General features: G+C 36.2%; 21 protein-coding genes and 2 riboswitches. Of the genes, 18 read left to right on the top strand and 3 right to left on the bottom strand.

Annotated elements, in window-relative coordinates:
* Nucleotides 1-12: 12 nt before the first annotated feature.
* The 4 genes from MJG50_RS09625 (at nucleotide 13) to MJG50_RS09610 (ending at nucleotide 2,545) form a co-directional block, all read left to right on the top strand.
* Nucleotides 13-450 (top strand): site-2 protease family protein, encoded by a 438-nt coding sequence (locus MJG50_RS09625; protein WP_240255207.1) that lies wholly within the window; start codon nucleotides 13-15, stop codon nucleotides 448-450.
* A 34-nt stretch (nucleotides 451-484) separates the two neighbouring features.
* Entirely contained in the window at nucleotides 485-1,240 is a 756-nt protein-coding gene (locus MJG50_RS09620) for a (S)-benzoin forming benzil reductase (protein ID WP_240255205.1), read from the top strand.
* 72 nt (nucleotides 1,241-1,312) lie between these two features.
* A complete protein-coding gene (locus MJG50_RS09615; RefSeq protein ID WP_240255203.1) occupies nucleotides 1,313-2,263 on the top strand; it encodes a Gfo/Idh/MocA family protein in 951 nt (316 codons plus the stop codon).
* Between the two features lie 33 nt (nucleotides 2,264-2,296).
* Nucleotides 2,297-2,545 carry a YusU family protein gene (locus MJG50_RS09610; RefSeq protein ID WP_240255201.1) on the top strand — a complete coding sequence of 83 codons (249 nt, stop codon included), beginning with the start codon at nucleotides 2,297-2,299 and terminating at the stop codon, nucleotides 2,543-2,545.
* Between the two features lie 39 nt (nucleotides 2,546-2,584).
* Here MJG50_RS09610 and MJG50_RS09605 read toward each other — a convergent pair whose 3' ends face one another.
* From MJG50_RS09605 to MJG50_RS09595, 3 genes are read right to left on the bottom strand one after another with little or no spacing between them, the layout of a single operon-like run.
* A complete protein-coding gene (locus MJG50_RS09605; RefSeq protein ID WP_240255297.1) occupies nucleotides 2,585-2,932 on the bottom strand; it encodes a spore coat protein in 348 nt (115 codons plus the stop codon).
* Between the two features lie 21 nt (nucleotides 2,933-2,953).
* Nucleotides 2,954-3,265 (bottom strand): hypothetical protein, encoded by a 312-nt coding sequence (locus MJG50_RS09600; RefSeq protein WP_240255199.1) that lies wholly within the window; start codon nucleotides 3,263-3,265, stop codon nucleotides 2,954-2,956.
* 25 nt (nucleotides 3,266-3,290) lie between these two features.
* Nucleotides 3,291-3,440, bottom strand: coding sequence for a YuzL family protein (locus MJG50_RS09595; protein WP_240255197.1), 150 nt, complete (start codon nucleotides 3,438-3,440; stop codon nucleotides 3,291-3,293).
* A gap of 199 nt (nucleotides 3,441-3,639) precedes the next feature.
* Between MJG50_RS09595 and MJG50_RS09590 the strand changes: the two genes are divergently transcribed.
* The 14 genes from MJG50_RS09590 to sufC all read left to right on the top strand — a co-directional run bounded on the left by MJG50_RS09590 (nucleotide 3,640) and on the right by sufC (nucleotide 18,639).
* Nucleotides 3,640-6,024, top strand: a complete 2,385-nt coding sequence (locus MJG50_RS09590; RefSeq protein WP_240255195.1) for a 3-hydroxyacyl-CoA dehydrogenase/enoyl-CoA hydratase family protein — start codon at nucleotides 3,640-3,642, stop codon at nucleotides 6,022-6,024.
* Nucleotides 6,025-6,093: 69 nt separating this feature from the next.
* On the top strand, nucleotides 6,094-7,269 hold the full coding sequence (locus MJG50_RS09585; RefSeq protein ID WP_240255193.1) for an acetyl-CoA C-acetyltransferase: 1,176 nt from the start codon (nucleotides 6,094-6,096) through the stop codon (nucleotides 7,267-7,269).
* Nucleotides 7,270-7,307: 38 nt separating this feature from the next.
* Nucleotides 7,308-9,092, top strand: coding sequence for an acyl-CoA dehydrogenase FadE (locus tag MJG50_RS09580; protein ID WP_240255191.1), 1,785 nt, complete (start codon nucleotides 7,308-7,310; stop codon nucleotides 9,090-9,092).
* A 255-nt stretch (nucleotides 9,093-9,347) separates the two neighbouring features.
* On the top strand, nucleotides 9,348-9,704 hold the full coding sequence (locus tag MJG50_RS09575) for an arsenate reductase family protein (RefSeq protein ID WP_240255188.1): 357 nt from the start codon (nucleotides 9,348-9,350) through the stop codon (nucleotides 9,702-9,704).
* Between the two features lie 75 nt (nucleotides 9,705-9,779).
* A complete protein-coding gene (gene gcvH, locus MJG50_RS09570) occupies nucleotides 9,780-10,163 on the top strand; it encodes a glycine cleavage system protein GcvH (protein ID WP_240255186.1) in 384 nt (127 codons plus the stop codon).
* 195 nt (nucleotides 10,164-10,358) lie between these two features.
* On the top strand, nucleotides 10,359-10,709 hold the full coding sequence (locus MJG50_RS09565; RefSeq protein WP_240255184.1) for a toprim domain-containing protein: 351 nt from the start codon (nucleotides 10,359-10,361) through the stop codon (nucleotides 10,707-10,709).
* A 47-nt stretch (nucleotides 10,710-10,756) separates the two neighbouring features.
* Complete coding sequence (locus MJG50_RS09560) at nucleotides 10,757-11,062, top strand: thioredoxin family protein (protein WP_240255182.1); 306 nt, start codon at nucleotides 10,757-10,759, stop codon at nucleotides 11,060-11,062.
* 98 nt (nucleotides 11,063-11,160) lie between these two features.
* Nucleotides 11,161-12,426: an MFS transporter gene (locus MJG50_RS09555; RefSeq protein ID WP_240255180.1), complete on the top strand. Its 1,266-nt coding sequence runs from the start codon at nucleotides 11,161-11,163 to the stop codon at nucleotides 12,424-12,426.
* A 117-nt stretch (nucleotides 12,427-12,543) separates the two neighbouring features.
* Nucleotides 12,544-12,647, top strand: a riboswitch (SAM riboswitch).
* A gap of 89 nt (nucleotides 12,648-12,736) precedes the next feature.
* Complete coding sequence (locus MJG50_RS09550; protein WP_240255178.1) at nucleotides 12,737-14,059, top strand: O-acetylhomoserine aminocarboxypropyltransferase/cysteine synthase family protein; 1,323 nt, start codon at nucleotides 12,737-12,739, stop codon at nucleotides 14,057-14,059.
* Between the two features lie 148 nt (nucleotides 14,060-14,207).
* Nucleotides 14,208-14,315: riboswitch (SAM riboswitch) on the top strand.
* 123 nt (nucleotides 14,316-14,438) lie between these two features.
* Nucleotides 14,439-15,464, top strand: coding sequence for a methionine ABC transporter ATP-binding protein (locus tag MJG50_RS09545; protein ID WP_240255176.1), 1,026 nt, complete (start codon nucleotides 14,439-14,441; stop codon nucleotides 15,462-15,464).
* Nucleotides 15,457-16,125, top strand: coding sequence for a methionine ABC transporter permease (locus tag MJG50_RS09540; protein ID WP_240255174.1), 669 nt, complete (start codon nucleotides 15,457-15,459; stop codon nucleotides 16,123-16,125). Before MJG50_RS09545 ends, MJG50_RS09540 begins: the two co-directional genes overlap by 8 nt.
* An 18-nt stretch (nucleotides 16,126-16,143) precedes the next feature.
* Nucleotides 16,144-16,995: a MetQ/NlpA family ABC transporter substrate-binding protein gene (locus tag MJG50_RS09535; protein WP_240255172.1), complete on the top strand. Its 852-nt coding sequence runs from the start codon at nucleotides 16,144-16,146 to the stop codon at nucleotides 16,993-16,995.
* Nucleotides 16,996-17,267: 272 nt separating this feature from the next.
* Nucleotides 17,268-17,438 carry a YuzK family famiily protein gene (locus MJG50_RS09530; protein WP_240255170.1) on the top strand — a complete coding sequence of 57 codons (171 nt, stop codon included), beginning with the start codon at nucleotides 17,268-17,270 and terminating at the stop codon, nucleotides 17,436-17,438.
* A 415-nt stretch (nucleotides 17,439-17,853) separates the two neighbouring features.
* The gene (gene sufC / locus MJG50_RS09525; protein ID WP_240255168.1) at nucleotides 17,854-18,639 is read left to right on the top strand and encodes a Fe-S cluster assembly ATPase SufC; all 786 of its coding nucleotides are present in this window, start codon (nucleotides 17,854-17,856) and stop codon (nucleotides 18,637-18,639) included.
* Nucleotides 18,640-18,642: the final 3 nt, after the last annotated feature.

Raw genomic sequence — 18,642 nt, 5'->3', positions numbered from 1 at the left:
TTAATATTTTTCGTGTTTTTATTCCTATCTGTACCACTAACTAACTTACTTCATGAAGTTGGCCATGTTTCCGGGGCGAAGTTTTTAGGAATCAAGGGGAGTCAAATTCAGCTCGGAACGGGACCGAAACTTTTTCATTTCCATGTGAAAGAAACAAAAGTAGATGTCATGCTGGCTTATTTTATCGGGGCTTATTCTACTAATGAGTATCAAGGGAGATTGCAAGAATGGAAAAGGGGAGTTATATCTCTATCTGGTCCAATTCTTAATATAATAGTTGTTGTCATAATGACTATTTTAGGTTTGACAGAAACAACATCATTAAGGCTGTTTATCCTTTTTAATCTTTGGGTAGGAGGAGTGAATATTATACCTTTTAAGATTAAAGAAAAAGAATCTGATGGTTATATTTTTGTAAAAGCATTGGTGAATCTTGTAAAAGGGAAATAGGAAGAATGCAATCAATTAAATAGAGGTGTCTTATTTGAAATATTTTATTATAACTGGAACATCACGAGGTCTTGGAGAATCATTAGTTAAGCAATTACTACATAAAAATCATACAATTTTTTGTATTTCTAGAAAGCAAAATAATGAGTTAAAGGATTTTGCGAGTAGTCAGGGGATCAATTTATATTATTTTTCATGTGACCTCCAAAAAAACGAGGAAATCGAAAAGGTGATGGAGCGAATTTTCTCCTCAATTGATTTCTCTAGTGCGGAAGGAATATATCTTATCAATAATGCTGGTGTTATTGATCCGATTAAGCCGATAGGTAAAGCTAACACAAGGGAAATCTCTGAAAATATTCACGTGAATCTTATTGCACCAATGATTTTGAGTACATATTTCATTCGTCATACTTCATCCTTTTCAACTAAAAAAGTAGTTGTTAATATTTCATCAGGGGCAGCGAATAATCCAAGACATGGATGGAGCACATACTCAAGCTCAAAAGCTGGACTGGATATGTTTACAAAATCTGTCGGACTTGAGCAAGAAGTAACGGAGAATCCAGTAACAATGATATCCTTCTCACCTGGTGTGATGGATACAGATATGCAAAAGACAATAAGATCTACAGATGAAGAAGATTTTACTGATGTCAATCAATTTATTGAGTTTAATGAAAAGGGAATGCTAAGGTCCCCAGATTATGTAGCCGGAATCATCCTAGACCTAATATTTAACCAAGCTCTAATTAACGGGAATATTTATGACATAAAATCATTTGTGTAAAATTAAAGTGTCTAGCACCATTGGGGATTTGCACGATACAATATGAACAATATCAGGGGGAGTGAGAAAAATTTGAAAAAGATTAGGGTTGGCGTTATTGGCCTTGGTGCTATAGGAGAGAGGCTTATTAAAGGCTTTACAGCACATGAAAAGACTGCTGTTATGGCGGTAGTTGATACGAATTCAAGCCGTGCGAAAGAAGTGGCTGGAAAATTAGGTGGAATTAGTTGGTACAACAATCATCTTGAAATGCTTGAGCAACAAGCTTTAGATATTGTATACGTAGCCGTTCCACCAAAGTTTCACCATAAAATTGTATTAGATGTGATTGAAAAGGGAATCCATGTTCTTTGTGAAAAACCGTTAGCTAATTCTGTAAGTGAAGCGAGGGAAATGATGGAAAGAGCAGAGACCGCAGGGATTATCCATGCAATGAATTTTCCTCTTAATTACAGCCCAGAGGTATTCACACTTGAGAAGCTTTTAAAAGATAAGTATATAGGTGACTTACGTAGGGTTGAACTAACAATGCACTTTCCAGAATGGCCAAGACCTTGGCAAAGGAATGAATGGGTTGGAGAACGCGAACAGGGTGGATTTGTTCTAGAGGTTGGGGTACATTTTATCCAATTAACAAATCGGCTTTTTGGAAATATTACATATCTTCATAGTCAGTTAGAATTGCCGGAGAATCGTGAAAAATGTGAAACGGGTGTAATTGCCAATTTAGAGATATGTGATGGTACACCATTTACTATTAATGGAATAAGTAAAATTGCAGGCGAAGAGAGAATTGCCTATACGATATATGGTACTGAGGGGACTTTATCTCTTGTGAACTGGTCTCAGCTTGAGGGTGGGAAATTAGGTGAAAAGATTGAGCCAATTCAGGCAGAAACTTCGGGGAATATGACTTTAATATCAAGCCTGGTTCATGCGATAGAAGGAATGCCGGCTGAAATATTTAACTTCAAAGTGGGTTATGATGCTCAACTTGTTTTAGAAAAGGTAAGAGAGAATTGATGTAGGTAGTAAATAGGGGGAGGAGAGCGAGCGATGGATCAAAAGCTAGTCGAGCAATTTGATGGATTACTAGAAAAATATACTGAATTATTACTTGGTGAAAGTACTGATGAATTAAAGGAAAAAGTAAAGATTTGGTCACTTTATACTCATATTTCGAAATCAATGCCTCCACTCGCTAAGCATTGGAATGAAATGTACCCAGAGGCTAAGGATGGTATGAAAGAAATCATTGGTGAGATAAAAAGACTAAATGTAGAGCACCGTGAGAAAAATAAGTAAGAGATGAAACTTATATGAAGAGTTTCATCTCTTTAATCTTTATTGAATAGTATTATGGGTTGGGAACTGAGTAGTTGTATAATTATAAAATTGTTGTAGCTTTTGTTGAACTTTTTGTTGGTTTTCTTCTTCTAGCTTGTACCAGCCATTTTTGAACATTAGGTTATACAATTCACGTTGACAATTTTGTGTTTCGTTAAAAATGGCTTGGATATCCTTATAAAGTCCTTCGTGGCTTGCTTCATTTAATGCTGTACAATATGCATCTGTCATATATTTTTCAGTAGCAAGCATGTCATTTAAAAAATCACGATCATTCATTTGTGGTGTTTTAGGGACAGTCATTTTTGGGTTCTTTACTTGATTAGCATTTTGATTTTGCTGCATATTCATATAATTAACTCCTCTCTATTGCATTTGATTTTGCTGCATTTGTTGTTGTTGCATTTGGCTTGGTGGTTGAGGTGCCTGATTTGTGTGCTTTTCCATATGGGCTAATATTTGCTTATAGTGACGCTGGTGCATCTGGCATACTTTTTCTAACGCTTGTGATATTTCTTGAATCTGGCATTGACTAGCAAAAAAATGTGCCTTTTTAAGTGCAATTAGATTCCATGACATCATATCGGTTAAATATAATAAATCCTTTGACGTAATTACAGCTGGAGCTTGTGGCATCTGTTGACCTTGAGCAGTATATAATGGTTGTTGCTGTTGCATAATACCCCTCCTAAATTTTATCTTGTTATTCGTTGTCCTGTGTATTTTCTGCACCGTATTGTTGATTGGTGGTTTGCGTTTTTCCGCCGGTTTGAGCATACTTAGGACCAGCATTTCCTTTTACACTTGCAGCACTAACACCAGCTTTTGATGGGTTTTTCTCACGTTTTGGCATCTAGTGTCACCTCCATCTCTTATAGTCACCTTTATGGAGTATTTCCATTCTGAATTAAAAGAAAAAAGCAAAATAGTTTTCTTAATATATTGCGAAAATTTAAATATTGCTTTATATTTAAATACATAGGAGCTCATTTTTTTTGGCATGAAAATGAATGAGTGTTCATTCAAAAAAAGGTCAAAGGGGGAAACTGTGAATGATCCAAAGCATTAAAAAGGCAGCAGTCCTTGGTTCAGGGGTAATGGGATCAGGTATAGCAGCACACTTAGCGAACATTGGAATACCAACACTATTATTAGATATCGTACCACGCGAATTATCAGAAGACGAAAAAAAGAAAGGGTTTACATTAGAGGATAAACAAGTAAGAAATCGTCTAAGTAACTCTGCCCTTCAAAAATTATTGAAACAGAAACCAGCACCACTTACATCAAAATCTAATTTATCACTTCTTACTGCAGGTAATTTTGAAGATGATATGGAAAAATTAGCTGACGTTGATTGGATTATAGAAGTTGTTGTAGAAAACCTTGAAATTAAGAAAAAGGTATTTAGCCAAGTTGATGCAGTTAGAAAGCCAGGAAGCATTGTAAGCTCAAATACATCAGGGATTTCAGTAGAGGCAATGGCTGAAGGAAGATCTGAAGACTTCCAAAAGCACTTCCTTGGTACACATTTTTTCAATCCACCACGCTATCTAAAGCTTTTGGAAGTAATACCTACTAAAAAGACTGACCCAGAGATTCTTTCATTTATAAAAACTTTCGGGGAAGATGTACTTGGTAAAGGTGTAGTTGAAGCAAAGGATACGCCTAACTTCATTGCAAACCGCATTGGTACGTATGGTCTCCTTGTTACTGTAAGAGAAATGTTAAAAGGTGGATACAGCGTTGGAGAGGTTGATTCCGTTACTGGTCCAATGATCGGCCGTCCGAAAAGTGCGACATTCCGCACACTAGATGTTGTGGGACTGGATACATTCATTCATGTTGCAAAAAATGTATTTGAACAAGTTGAAGGTGAAGAAAAAGAAGTATTCGATGTTCCAGCTTTCATGAAAACGATGTTAGAAAAAGGCTGGTTAGGTAGTAAATCAGGCCAAGGCTTTTTCCTTAAGCAAGGTAAGGAAATAGTAGAATTAAATCCTGATACATTAGAGTATGGTGAACGTAAAAAGCTAAAAACACCAACTACTGAAGCAATTAAGCAAGTAAAGGGACTACCAAATAAATTAAAAACACTTCTATATTCAGAAGATCGTGCAGGAAAGCTTTTATGGAATATTACAAGCCCAGCTCTTCTATATTCAGCAAATCTTCTTGGTGAAATTGCTGATGATATCGTTGCGATTGATGAAGCAATGAGATGGGGCTTTGGCTGGCAATTAGGACCATTTGAAACATGGGATGCAATTGGTCTTGAAAAATCCGTTAAGAAAATGGAAACAGAGGGTAAGAGTGTACCAGCATGGATTAAAGAAATGCTAGCAAACGGTCACACATCATTTTATAAAAAAGAAAATGGAGCTGTTTCTTTCTATCACAATGGTGAGTATAAAGCATTAACAGTAAATCCAAAAAATATAAATATAAAGAGCTTAAAAGAAACAAATGGTGTCATTAAGAAAAATAGTGGTGCTAGTTTAATAGACTTAGGTGATGATGTGGCCCTTTTAGAATTCACATCACCAAATAATGCAATTGGTATTGATATCATCCAAATGATTAACTACTCACTTGAGGAAGTTGGTCGTAATTATAAAGGACTTGTGATTGGTAACCAAGCAAAGAACTTCTGTGTTGGTGCAAACCTTGCAATGATCCTAATGGAAGCACAGGACGATAATTATTTTGATATTGAGATGATTGTTCGCCACTTCCAACAAGCGATGATGAATATTAAGTATAGTGAAAAACCAGTTGTTGCAGCACCATTTGGAATGACGCTTGGTGGTGGTTCAGAAATCTGTCTACCAGCTGCACAAGTTCAAGCTTCAAGCGAGACGTATATGGGTCTAGTTGAAGTTGGTGTAGGCTTAATCCCAGGTGGGGGCGGTAATAAAGAGCTTTATATCAACCATCTTCAAGGATTACCTAATGGTGTAGATTTTGAACTTCAAAATGTTGCAAATAAAGTTTTCGAAACAATTGCAATGGCAAAGGTTTCAACATCAGCAGATGAAGCTAGAACGAACAATTTCTTGTCACGTGAAGACGGCATTAGCTTTAATGGCGATCATTTGATCCATGATGCAAAACAAGCAGTGTTAGCGCTTTCTACGAATGGCTATAAAGCACCAGTCCGTAAAAAGGTACCTGTTGTTGGGGAATCAGGATATGCGACTCTTTTATTAGGTGCACAATCAATGAAATATTCCGGATTCATTTCAGACCATGACTTAAAAATTGCGAAAAAGCTTGCATGGGTAATTGCTGGTGGAAATGTACCATACGGAACTGAGGTTGATGAGCAATACTTATTGGATCTAGAACGTGAAGCATTCCTTAGCCTTGTTGGCGAGCCAAAGTCACAACAAAGAATGCAGCACATGCTAGTAAAAGGAAAACCATTACGTAACTAATTTTAATATCAAGGTTAAAAGGGAGGGCTTTTTCCCGGAACTTTTAACCATCCATTAGGGGGGAATATCGTGAGAGAAGCAGTAATAGTGGCGGGTGCTAGAACCCCGGTCGGAAAAGCAAAAAAAGGTACGTTAGCTAATGTACGTCCCGATGACTTAGGAGCTTTAGTTGTTAAAGAAACAGTAAAACGTGCGGGGAACTATGAAGGAAATATTGATGATTTAATTATTGGTTGTGCAATGCCTGAAGCAGAGCAAGGACTAAATATGGCTCGTAATATTGGAGCATTAGCAGGATTACCACATACAGTTCCTGCAATAACAATTAATCGCTACTGTTCGTCTGGTCTTCAAGCGATTGCATATGCTTCAGAAAAAATTATGCTAGGAGCATCTGACACAGCAATCGCTGGTGGAGCAGAATCGATGAGTCTTGTACCAATGATGGGGCATGTTGTTAGACCGAATGTAAAATTAGCTGAAACAGCACCTGAATATTACATGGGAATGGGTCATACTGCAGAACAAGTAGCAGTTAAATATGGAGTTAGCCGAGAAGACCAAGATGCATTTGCGGTGAGAAGTCATCAACGCGCAGCTGCAGCGATAAAAGCAGGTAAATTCATTGATGAAATCGTTCCAGTTGATGTAACCCTTCGTCAGCTTGGAGCAGACAATAAAGTCCATGAAAAACACATTCTATTTTCTCAAGATGAAGGTGTACGTGAAGATACAAATGCTCAGGTTCTTGCTAAACTTAGACCAGCATTTTCTGTCACAGGTTCTGTAACTGCTGGTAACTCTTCACAAACAAGTGATGGAGCTGCGGCGGTTATGGTAATGGATCGTGAAAAGGCAATTAGCTTAGGATTAACACCACTTGTAAAATTCAGATCATTTGCCGTAGCTGGAGTACCACCAGAAGTAATGGGAATTGGTCCAATTGCAGCCATTCCAAAGGCTTTAAAAATTGCAGGGTTAGAACTATCAGATATCGGGTTATTTGAACTGAACGAAGCATTTGCTTCTCAATCATTACAGGTTATTCGTGAATTAGGCTTAGATGAGGAAAAGGTTAATGTGAATGGAGGAGCGATTGCGCTTGGTCATCCACTTGGCTGCTCTGGAGCAAAGCTTACACTTACTCTAATGCACGAAATGAAACGTCGCAATGTCCAATTTGGTGTAGTTACAATGTGTATCGGTGGCGGAATGGGTGCTGCAGGAGTATTTGAACTAGTTTGATAGAAATTGTATATAAAAATACCTAAGGAGGAAATAAAATGGCAAATACAACTAATCAAGTAGTAAAAGGCGGAGGCTTCTTAATCGAAGACCTAGAAGCTGATCGTATATTTACACCGGAAGATTACACTGAAGAACATAAAATGATTGCAAAAACAACAGAAGACTATGTAGAAAATGAAGTTTTACCTCAAGTAGAATTTCTTGAGCACCATGAATTTGACCGTTCTGTTAAGCTATTAAAACAAGCTGGTGAACTTGGATTATTAGCTGTAGACGTACCAGAAGAATACGGTGGCCTTGGCTTGGACAAAATTACTTCTGCTTTAGTTGCTGAAAAAATGGCAAAGGCTGGCGGCTTCTCAATTACTCACGGTGCACATGTGGGTATTGGTTCATTACCAATCGTTTTATTTGGTAATGAAGAACAAAAGCAAAAATATTTACCAAAATTAGCATCTGGTGAACTTCTTGCTGCATATGCACTAACTGAGCCTAGCTCCGGTTCAGATGCATTAGGTGCAAAAACAACTGCAAAACTAAATGCAGAAGGTACTCACTATGTATTAAATGGTGAAAAGCAATGGATCACAAACGCAGGTTTTGCTGACGTGTTTGTTGTATATGCAAAAATCGACGGAGACAAATTCTCAGCATTCATCGTTGATCGTGAATTCCCTGGAGTATCAACAGGTGCTGAAGAAAAGAAAATGGGTATTAAGAGCTCATCAACTCGCACATTAATATTAGAAGATGCACAAGTTCCTGTTGAGAATTTACTAGGTGAAGTTGGACGTGGGCATGTGATTGCATTTAATATCCTAAATATCGGTCGCTATAAATTAGGAGTAGGTGCAGTAGGTGGTTCGAAAAGTGCGTTTGAATTAGCTGTAAAATATGCAAATCAACGTCAACAATTCAAAACGCCAATTTCTCAATTCAGACTTATACAAGAAAAGCTTGCTTCAATGGCAACAAAAATTTATGCTGCTGAATCAAGTGTATACCGTACGGTTGGGTACTTCGAAGATCGTATGAGTAATTTATCTGATGAAGAAGTGAAAGATGGAAAAGAAGTTGCAAAATCAATTGCAGAATATGCAATCGAATGTTCAATCAATAAATTCTTTAATACTGAAGTATTAGACTTCGTTGTTGATGAAGGCGTACAAATCCACGGTGGTTACGGATTCATGCAGGAATATGAAATTGAAAGAGCATACCGTGACTCTCGTATCAATCGAATCTTCGAAGGAACAAATGAAATTAACCGACTATTAGTTCCAGGAACATTCTTACGAAAAGCGATGAAGGGTGAGCTACCTCTTCTTCAAAAAGCACAAGCACTTCAAGAAGAGCTTATGATGCTAATGCCTGAGGAAGTTGGCGATGGTGTACTTGAGCAAGAAAAATATCTTGTGCGCAATGCTAAGAAAATTGGTTTAATGATTGCTGGCTTGGCGGCTCAAAAATATGGTCCGAAAATAGAGCAAGAACAAGAAATCCTTGCAAATATTGCTGATATTGCAGCTAATGTCTATGCAATGGAATCAGTTGTTTTACGTACGGAAAAAGCAATTAATAAAACAGGTTTAGAAAAGAACCAACAAAAGCTTCTCTATACTCAAGTATTTGTCCAAGAAGCATTCAATGAAATCGAAGGACATGCGAAAGAAACTCTTGTAGCAACAGAAGAAGGAGATACTTTACGTATGATGATTTCTGCACTACGTAAATTTACTCGCCATAACCCAATCAATGTGATTGCTAAAAAGCGTGAAGCAGCTGCTTCATTAATTGAAGCTGAAAAATATACTGTTTAATATGTAAATGAAAAAGCTCCTACGGGAGCTTTTTCAATGTCTAGCTCCAGCGCTTTTCCTTATGCCTATAAAAGTTCACAAATTAATTTGGCCAAAGAGCAGGAAATAATGAAAAATTAGTCGAAATTATAGTCTGTGTATAGTTTAAAAATTATGATTTCCAATTTTCATATGGTAAAATATCAGATGGTACATGTTTTCTTATAGTGAACATGTAATTTTTCCTAGTTTTTCTGAATGTAGGTGGTGAAAATTATGACAATAAAGCTCTATTGGTATCCGAAATGTGGAACCTGTCGAAAAGCTAAAAAGTGGTTAGAGGAACATCAGCTTTCATTTGAAGAAATACATATTGTTGAGAGTCCACCAACGAAAGAGGAACTAGCAGCTATGTATAAAATGAGTGGTATAGAATTAAAAAAGTTTTTTAATACAAGTGGACAAAAATATCGCGAACTTGGTGTTAAGGAAAAAATGAATACTGCAACAGAAGAAGAGCTATTAGCCCTATTAGCCTCTGATGGAATGCTAATAAAACGACCACTTCTTACCGATGGTCATAAGGTTACTGTTGGATTTAACGAAGTGCAATTCGAACAAACCTGGAAATAGTTACATGGGATTAAAAGGCCTCATTTATGAGAACTTTTATACATATAAATTTGCTAATTAATGGAGGTAATAAACATGAATACACCTAAAGAATTACGCTACTCTGAAGAACATGAGTGGGTAAAAGTTGAAGGGGAAAAGGTTCGAATCGGTATTACTGATTTTGCACAATCTGAACTAGGAGATATCGTCTTTGTAGAGCTTCCAGAGGTTGGAGATGAAATAAAAGTAGACGAGCCATTTGGAAGTGTTGAATCAGTAAAAACTGTTTCAGAGTTGTATGCTCCAATTAGTGGAAAAGTTGTAGAGATAAATGAAGACCTTGATGATAGCCCAGAGTTTGTTAATGATTCACCCTATGAAAAAGCATGGATGATTGTTATAGAACCTACTGATAAAGGTGAAATTGATAAACTTATGACCGCAGAGCAATATGAAGAAATGATTAACGAAGATTAATTAAAATCGGCGAACGGCTTTGTCGTTCCCTTTTTAGTTTCAACTATTACTATGGATACTAATAAATCAGAAGAGGCAGATGTTAGTAACCTGCCTTTTTACTATATACAATGAACAGGATTCACCAATGTTTGATCATTTTTATAAAATAAAGGGAATAGTAGTAGAATGTACACTGAAACTAGGTGATGTATGATGAGTTTGGGTGAAATAGAAAGAGTTATTATTGTCGAAGGGAGATCAGATAAAAAGAAAGTAGAGGCTGTTATAAATGAACCTGTTGAAATCATTTGTACAAATGGGACGATTAGTATTTCAAAGCTCGATGAGTTAATTGAACATGTATATAATAAAGATGTTTATATTCTCGTTGATGCGGATGCTGCTGGTGAAAAGCTTAGAAAGCAGTTTAAACGTGAATTTCCAGAAGCTGAGCATCTTTACATTGATAAAATGTATCGTGAAGTAGCAACAGCTCCAGAACAACATATCGCAACGGTACTTCTTAGAGCCAATATTGATGTTCATACAGAATATTTATTGTAAAAGAAGTTCTAAAAGTCACTAAACAAACTTGAGGATTTGAAAATTTTATGAATGAATGGAACGAAAAAGATATAGACGAAGCGATTGCAAAAAAAGACTTTTTTTGCCTCTATTTATATACACCACTTTGCGGCACTTGTCAGGTAGCATCAAAAATGATGCAGGTTGTAACCGAAATAATTCCTGATGTAGCAATTGGGAAGTGTGATTTGAATTACATCCCCGGTCGCGCATTCGAGTGGGAAGTTGAAAGTGTACCTTGTTTGCTCATTTTTCAAAATAGCAAGGTTTATAATAAAATTTATGCATTTAAAAATGTACCATATTTACTCGAAATAATTTCTAATAAGTAGCATCGCTAAAAGTGATTTGGCGATGCTTTTTATATTGATTTTTTCTAAAAAAAAGGTATGATATTTAGGGAGTCGAAATACATCTAGGGAGAAAGATTATGAGTCTATTAAATGACTGGAAACGACAATACATATCATATAATAAAAATGTAAAACTATTTATTCTTACAAATATTTACACCCAAATAGGTATGGGTATATTTATGGTGATATACAATTTTTACATAAGAGAATTAGGTTATTCAGAACAAATGAATGGAACAATCATTGCCATGACGGCATTAGCATCAGCAATTATTTTAGTCCCTGCGGGTATACTGAGTGACAAAATGGGACGAAAAAAGGTTATGGCTCTCGGTGTTGCTATATCAGCAATTGCTTTATTTTCGAGAAGTATTATTGATATTGAGGAATTGTTAATTGCTACCGCTTTCCTTACTGGTCTTTCAACTGCTTTCATCCAAGTATCAGGGATTCCTTGGTTAGCAGAAAATTCTACGCCTAAGCAAAGAGTCCATTTATTTAGCTTTCATGCCGCAATCATGATGGCTGCTAATGTTGTAGGAAATATTTTAGGTGGAGTGTTATCTGATACATTTCATTATGTATTGAATTTTAGTGCTTTAACAAGTGTACGAATGACACTTCTAATTGCAGTTGGTATATATGTAGCTGGAATTTTACCAATCTTTAAGATGTCTGAAAAAAAGCGAGTGGCTGACAATTCAAAAACGAAGTTGTCCTTAATGGAAAGCTTTTGGATAAATAAATCTCAATTAAAGCTTATTGCATTATTTGCAGGAGCACAGATGATCATTGGCTTCGGCTCAGGTTTAGTAATCCCTTATTTAAATTTGTATTTTTCAGATCGATTTCATGCTAATAATTCGATAATAGGAATCATTTTATCATTAGGACAGGCAGCAACTGCTGTGGCGATGATTATTGGACCGGCAGTTGTTAGGAAGGTAGGAGAGGTAAGGGCAGTTGTCTATTTGCAATTGCTCTCTCTGCCATTTTTATTACTAACTGCTTATACAGAAAATTTATATATAGCTGGAATTGGCTTTTTATTCAGGCAAGCACTAATGAATGCAGGAAATCCGATTCAGTCCTCACTAATGATGGCTCGAGTCGATGATTCTATGAAAGGACTTGCCAACTCTGTTAATCAAATGGTCTTTCAACTTGGCTGGGCATTAATGGGACCAGTTTCAACATCAATTGTTTTAATATACGGTTCATATTGGGGTTATGCATATGTATTTACAATTACTTCGATATTATATTTGATTGGCTCTCTTTATTTTTATTTCGTATTTAAAGGCCTGCCGATTGTAAAATCGAATAATCAGGTTGCATGAATAGACATATTTCTTAGGAAATATTAATTATCTATCCGTAGAAATTTCAAAATCTTTTAACAAATATATTGACTTTAGAACATAAATGCTTTAACATTCTGATTAATTCAATAGTAAATCTTATCAAGAGTGGCAGAGGGAATGGCCCTATGAAGCCCAGCAACCGGTTATTTTACGCGGTGCTAAATCCAGCAGACGGAAATTTGTCTGACAGATAAGAAGAGAACATCTATCCACCCTCTTCTTATTGAAGAGGGTTTTTTAGTTAGTCCCTTTCTACAACAAATAATTAAAAAGGAGCGATTTAAAAATGGGTGAAAAACAAAAAAAGTACAGATTTGAAACGATTGGGGTTCATGGAGGACTTGAAACCGATCCAACGACAGGTGCAAGGGCAGTTCCGATTTATCAATCAAACGCATATACGTTCAATAGTACAGAACATGCTGCCAACCTTTTTGGCTTAAAAGAACCGGGATACATATATACGCGCATCCATAATCCTACTGTTACGGTTTTTGAAGAAAGGGTTGCTCAGTTAGAGGGTGGAGTAGGTAGTCTTGCAGTAGCAAGTGGAATGGCAGCAATAACTTTAGCGGTACTTAATATCGCTGGAGCGGGGGATGACATTGTTTCTGCCTCAACCTTATATGGAGGAACTTATAATCTATTTGCAAATACATTACCAAAGTACGGAATTAAGACTCATTTTGTAGAGCCAACAAATCCCGAGAATTTTCGTCAGGCAATCACACCAAATACAAAGGCAATATTTGCAGAAACGATCGGTAACCCTAGCTTAGATATTCTCGATATTGAAGCTGTTGCAAAAATAGCTCATGAGGCGGGGATTCCATTAATTATCGATAATACATTTGCAACACCTTATTTATGCAGACCAATTGAGCATGGTGCTGACATTGTCATTCATTCTGCAACAAAATGGTTGCTCGGTAACGGAACGACACTTGGTGGAATTATTGTTGATGGCGGGAATTTTGACTGGAATTCACCGAAATTTCCAGGTTTTACAACTCCTGACCCAAGCTACCATGATCTCGTATATGCAGAAGCTTTAGGTGCTGTTGCATTTATCATTAAAGCAAGGGTTCAGCTATTACGCGACCTCGGCCCTTCAATTAGTCCGTTCAATGCATTTCAATTCAGTCTGGGATTGGAAACACTACATGTGAGAATGAAGGAGCATATTGCAAATACAAATCAAGTTGTTCAATATTTAAAAGAACATCCAGGTGTAGAATGGGTATTATATCCGGGTGATGAAGGACATCCTAATAAAGAATTAGCGGATAAATATTTACCTAAAGGTGCAGGTGCAGTTATTATATTTGGAATTAAGGGTGGAAGAGACGCTGGTGAGAAGCTCATTAATAATGTGAAGCTCTGGTCCCATGTCGCTAATGTTGGTGATGCAAAAAGCTTAATCATTCATCCTGCAAGTACTACACATCAACAATTAGGTGAAGAAGATCTTAAAGCGTCTGGTGTGACAGAGGATTTAATTCGTCTTTCAGTTGGGATTGAAAATATTGATGATATTTTAGAAGATTTGGAACAGGCAATCGAAGTAGCTAATGGAACGAAATCACTAGAAAAAACTCCAATTGCTTAAGTGTAGGGCCTAATAGAAATTACTTTAAAAAAGTAATGTAGATTTATAGAATTTTGTTGACACCTTTGAATACTAGTGATAAAATCACTCTCATAACCTTAAAAACTATATTGCTATAAAACATTAATTGAATAAAGTTTATATACAACTCTTATCAAGAGAGGTGGAGGGATGTGCCCGATGAAGCCCGGCAACCGTCAACTTAGTTGAAATGGTGCCAATTCACACAAAGCATTAATGCTTTGGGAGATGAGAGAAAGGAATATGATTAATTACGCCTTTCTGCTCATTTTTTGCAGAAAGGTTTTTTTATTGCATAGACGTACAAAATAAATATAAGTTTTTAATCTTTACTTAGTTGAAAAGAGGGTGAGGCATCATGATAACACTATCAAAGGTAAAAAAGGTGTATGAAACAAAAGCGAATAAAGTTACTGCAGTTAAGGATATTGATCTTCAAATAAATGATGGTGAAATATTTGGCATTATTGGTTATAGTGGTGCTGGAAAAAGCACGCTAATACGCTTATTAAATGGTCTCGAATTACCTAGTCAAGGGTCGATAACAGTTGCAGGACATAATATTACACAAATAAAAGGAAAAGCACTCCGTGATGCAAGGAAAGAAATCAGTATGATTTTCCAACATTTTAACCTTTTATGGTCAAGAACAGTTAAGGAAAATATTGCATTTCCTTTAGAAATCAATAAAGTACCGAAAAGTGAACGAACAAAAAGAGTTGATGAATTAATCAAGCTTGTTGGTCTTGAAGGACGAGGGGACGCATACCCTTCTGAGTTAAGCGGTGGGCAGAAGCAACGTGTAGGAATTGCTAGGGCATTAGCTAATAATCCAAAGGTACTTCTTTGTGACGAGGCTACATCTGCGTTGGATCCACAAACGACAGATTCAATCTTGGATTTATTAGTTGATATCAATGAAAGACTTGGGTTAACGATTGTTTTAATAACTCATGAAATGCATGTCATTCGAAAAATCTGTCATCGTGTTGCAGTAATGGAAGAAGGACAGATTGTAGAACAAGGTGAGGTTTTAGAAGTATTTAGAAAACCACAGGCTACCATTACAAGACGCTTTGTCCAGCAAGTAACAGAACCAGAGGAAACGAGAGAAACAATCGAACATCTCATTGAGCAATATCCAAGTGGAAAGGTTATACAATTAACATTCGTAGGAAAATCAACGGAGACACCATTGATTACTGATGTAATTCGTAGCTTCAACATTAATGTTACAATCCTACAAGGGAAAATTTCACAAACTCAAAGTGGAGCATATGGGACATTATTTATTCACCTCAATGGTTCGAACGATGAAATCGAAAAGGCGATTCATTATATCCGTGAGCAAGAGGTTGAGGCGGAGGTGATGGGTAATGATTGAAAAATATTTTCCAAATGTGAAATGGGATAAAGTTTGGGAAGCGACAGTTGAAACACTTTCTATGACATTTTTCTCAGTAGTTCTGACTTTCATTTTAGGACTTATCCTTGGACTATTACTATTTTTAACATCTAAAGGTAATATATGGCAAAACAAAATATTGAATTCGATCATTGCATTTTTTGTTAATATATTTCGATCCATACCATTCATTATCTTAATTATTTTACTTATCCCGTTCACAAGGTTTCTTTTGGGAGGAATGTTAGGAGTGAAGGGGGCATTACCAGCATTGGTAATCGGTGCAGCACCTTTTTATGCAAGGATGGTTGAAATTGCACTTCGTGAAATCGATAAAGGTGTAATAGAAGCTGCAAAGTCCATGGGGGCAAGTGCTTCAACAATTATTTGGAAGGTGTATGTTCCTGAATCACTACCTGCGATAATATCAGGAATAACTGTCACTTCAATTGCTTTAGTAGGATATACAGCTATGGCAGGTACTGTTGGTGCAGGTGGACTTGGGACATTGGCATATCTCGAAGGCTTCCATCGTTCAAATCCTGATGTAACCTTTGTTGCAACAGTTCTAATATTAGTCATTGTATTTATTATTCAGTTTATTGGTGACATTGTCACTTCAATAATAGATAAAAGATAACTTAAGGGGGAAAACAAAATGAAGAAATTTTTACAAACAATTATTTTACTTGCACTTGTATTTTCATTAGCTGCATGTGGTGCTTCTAAGGATGAAGGAGCAGCAGATAAATCAAAAAACGGTGAAGGCGAAGCTGTCACAATAAAAATTGGTGCTACTCCAGTTCCACATGTTGAAATTTTAGAAGAAGCAAAGCCTTTACTTAAAGAAAAAGGGTTTGATCTTGAAATTGAAGAATTCACAGATTATGCATTACCGAATATGGCATTAAATGAAGGTGAACTTGATGCAAACTTCTTTCAACATATTCCGTACTTAAATAAAGAAATTGATGAAAAAGGTTATGATCTTGTAAATGCTGGTGGCATTCATATTGAGCCGATTGGTCTTTACACAAAGAAATATAAGTCAATCGATGAATTACCAAAGGGAGCTACTGTTATTATGAGTAATTCGGTAGCTGACCATGGACGAGTATTAGCTATGCTAGAAAAAGAAGGCCTAATCAAGATAAAAGAAGGAATTGAAAAAGTTAGTGCAACAACTGATGATATCGTAGAAAACGAAAAAGATTTGCAATTCCAAACGGATCTAGACGCTGCTTTATTAACAAAGATTTATGAAGGTGAGGAAGGAGACTTAGTCGCTATCAATGGGAACTATGCATTAGATGCGGGATTAAATCCGTCAAAAGATGCACTGATTATAGAATCTCCTGAAAATAATCCATATGTGAATGTGATTGCCGTACCTAAAGGTGAAGAGAATAGTGAAGCAATTAAAGCACTTCTAGAGGTTTTACATTCAGATGAAATTACAAAGTTTATTGAAGAAAAATATAATGGATCTGTAATTCCTGCAAATGAATAGAAAAAGGTTAAAGGGTTGTACCACTATAAATTGGTACAACCCCTTTTTTCTTTTTAAGTAACAAAGTATGAGTATTTCAGAGGATACGAAAGTTATTAGAAGTAATAATAAATATGATTGCAGTGAAGGTTATCTGGTTTTATAATATATTGGGTAATCCAAGAATATCGGTAATTATCGAGTTTGTGGAAGAAAATTGAAGGTGTTAGTATTAACACTGTGCACGATATTTAATAAAAATGAAAGGATTGGTTTTTATCAATCGAATACGTTTGAATTATACGCACGAAATGGAAAGAGCAATGCATCAGGCGCACGGTATCGGATATGAAGTGTACAGTCGAAAATTCGAAGAGCGATTAAAGGTTGAACAGCGACGTGAGAAAGAATATGAAAAAGGTAGAATTCTCGTTGCTGAAATCGATCGAAAGCTACATGTTTAAGATAGGGTAAGACAAGATATTTTCAAAAACCAGTGTCCGGAATACACTGGTTTTTTCCTATTAATATATATCATAGAATGAATTCTTGTATTATGTGAAAAATAACGTTGTTCTTCGAATCTGATTAGGGATCGGCTCCATTTTGCTTCAATTAAATGAAACTTTAGGAGCAAGCAAGCTCGCTCTCCAGATTTCATTTAATTGAAGCCACCTTTCAGCATAGCTGAAGGCGTATGAAACCTATGGTTTCATACGAATGAGCTTTTTTAAAATAACTATTATCTTAAACAAGTTGTAAAGGTTGCTATCACTTTTAATTTGTTATAAGATTGTAATGAGAATAAAATGAGAATAAAGCTTTATTTTTATTTCAATACAATACAAAATATTTTTTTGTTTAATGGAGGTAGTCGTAATGGCAGGATCAACTTTAGTTATCAAAGATCTTCATGTTGCAATCGATGGTAAGGAAATTTTAAAAGGTGTGAACCTTGAAATTAGTGGTGGAGAAATCCATGCAATCATGGGTCCTAATGGTACTGGTAAATCCACTTTATCATCAGCAATTATGGGGCATCCAAAATATGAAGTAACAAGTGGCAGTATCACTCTTGATGGTGAAGATGTATTAGAAATGGAAGTTGATGAGCGCGCTCGTGCTGGTCTTTTCTTAGCGATGCAGTATCCAAGTGAAATTAGTGGTGTTACAAATGCTGACTTCCTTCGTTCGGCAATTAATGCGCGTCGTGAAGAAGGTGATGAAATTTCACTTATGAAATTCATCCGTACAATGGATAAAAATATGGAATACCTTGAAATGGATCCTGATATGGCACAACGCTATTTAAATGAAGGATTTTCAGGTGGGGAAAAGAAGCGTAACGAAATTTTACAATTAATGATGCTTGAGCCAAAAATTGCAATTTTAGATGAAATTGACTCAGGTCTAGATATTGATGCATTAAAGGTTGTTTCTAAAGGTATTAATGAAATGCGTGGTTCTGAGTTTGGTTGCTTAATTATTACTCACTACCAACGTCTACTTAACTATATTACACCAGACAAAGTTCATGTAATGATGCAAGGACGTGTTGTGAAATCTGGTGGTCCTGAGCTTGCACAACGTCTAGAAGCAGAAGGATACGAATGGATTAAAGAAGAATTAGGAATTGAAGATGAAACTGTAGGTCAAGAAGCGTAAGCG

The organism is Fredinandcohnia quinoae (genome assembly GCF_022427965.1).
GTDB lineage: Bacteria > Bacillota > Bacilli > Bacillales > Bacillaceae_L > Ferdinandcohnia > Ferdinandcohnia quinoae.
Note: the sequence above shows the minus strand (reverse complement) of the source record. Positions and strands in the feature narration are given on the sequence as shown.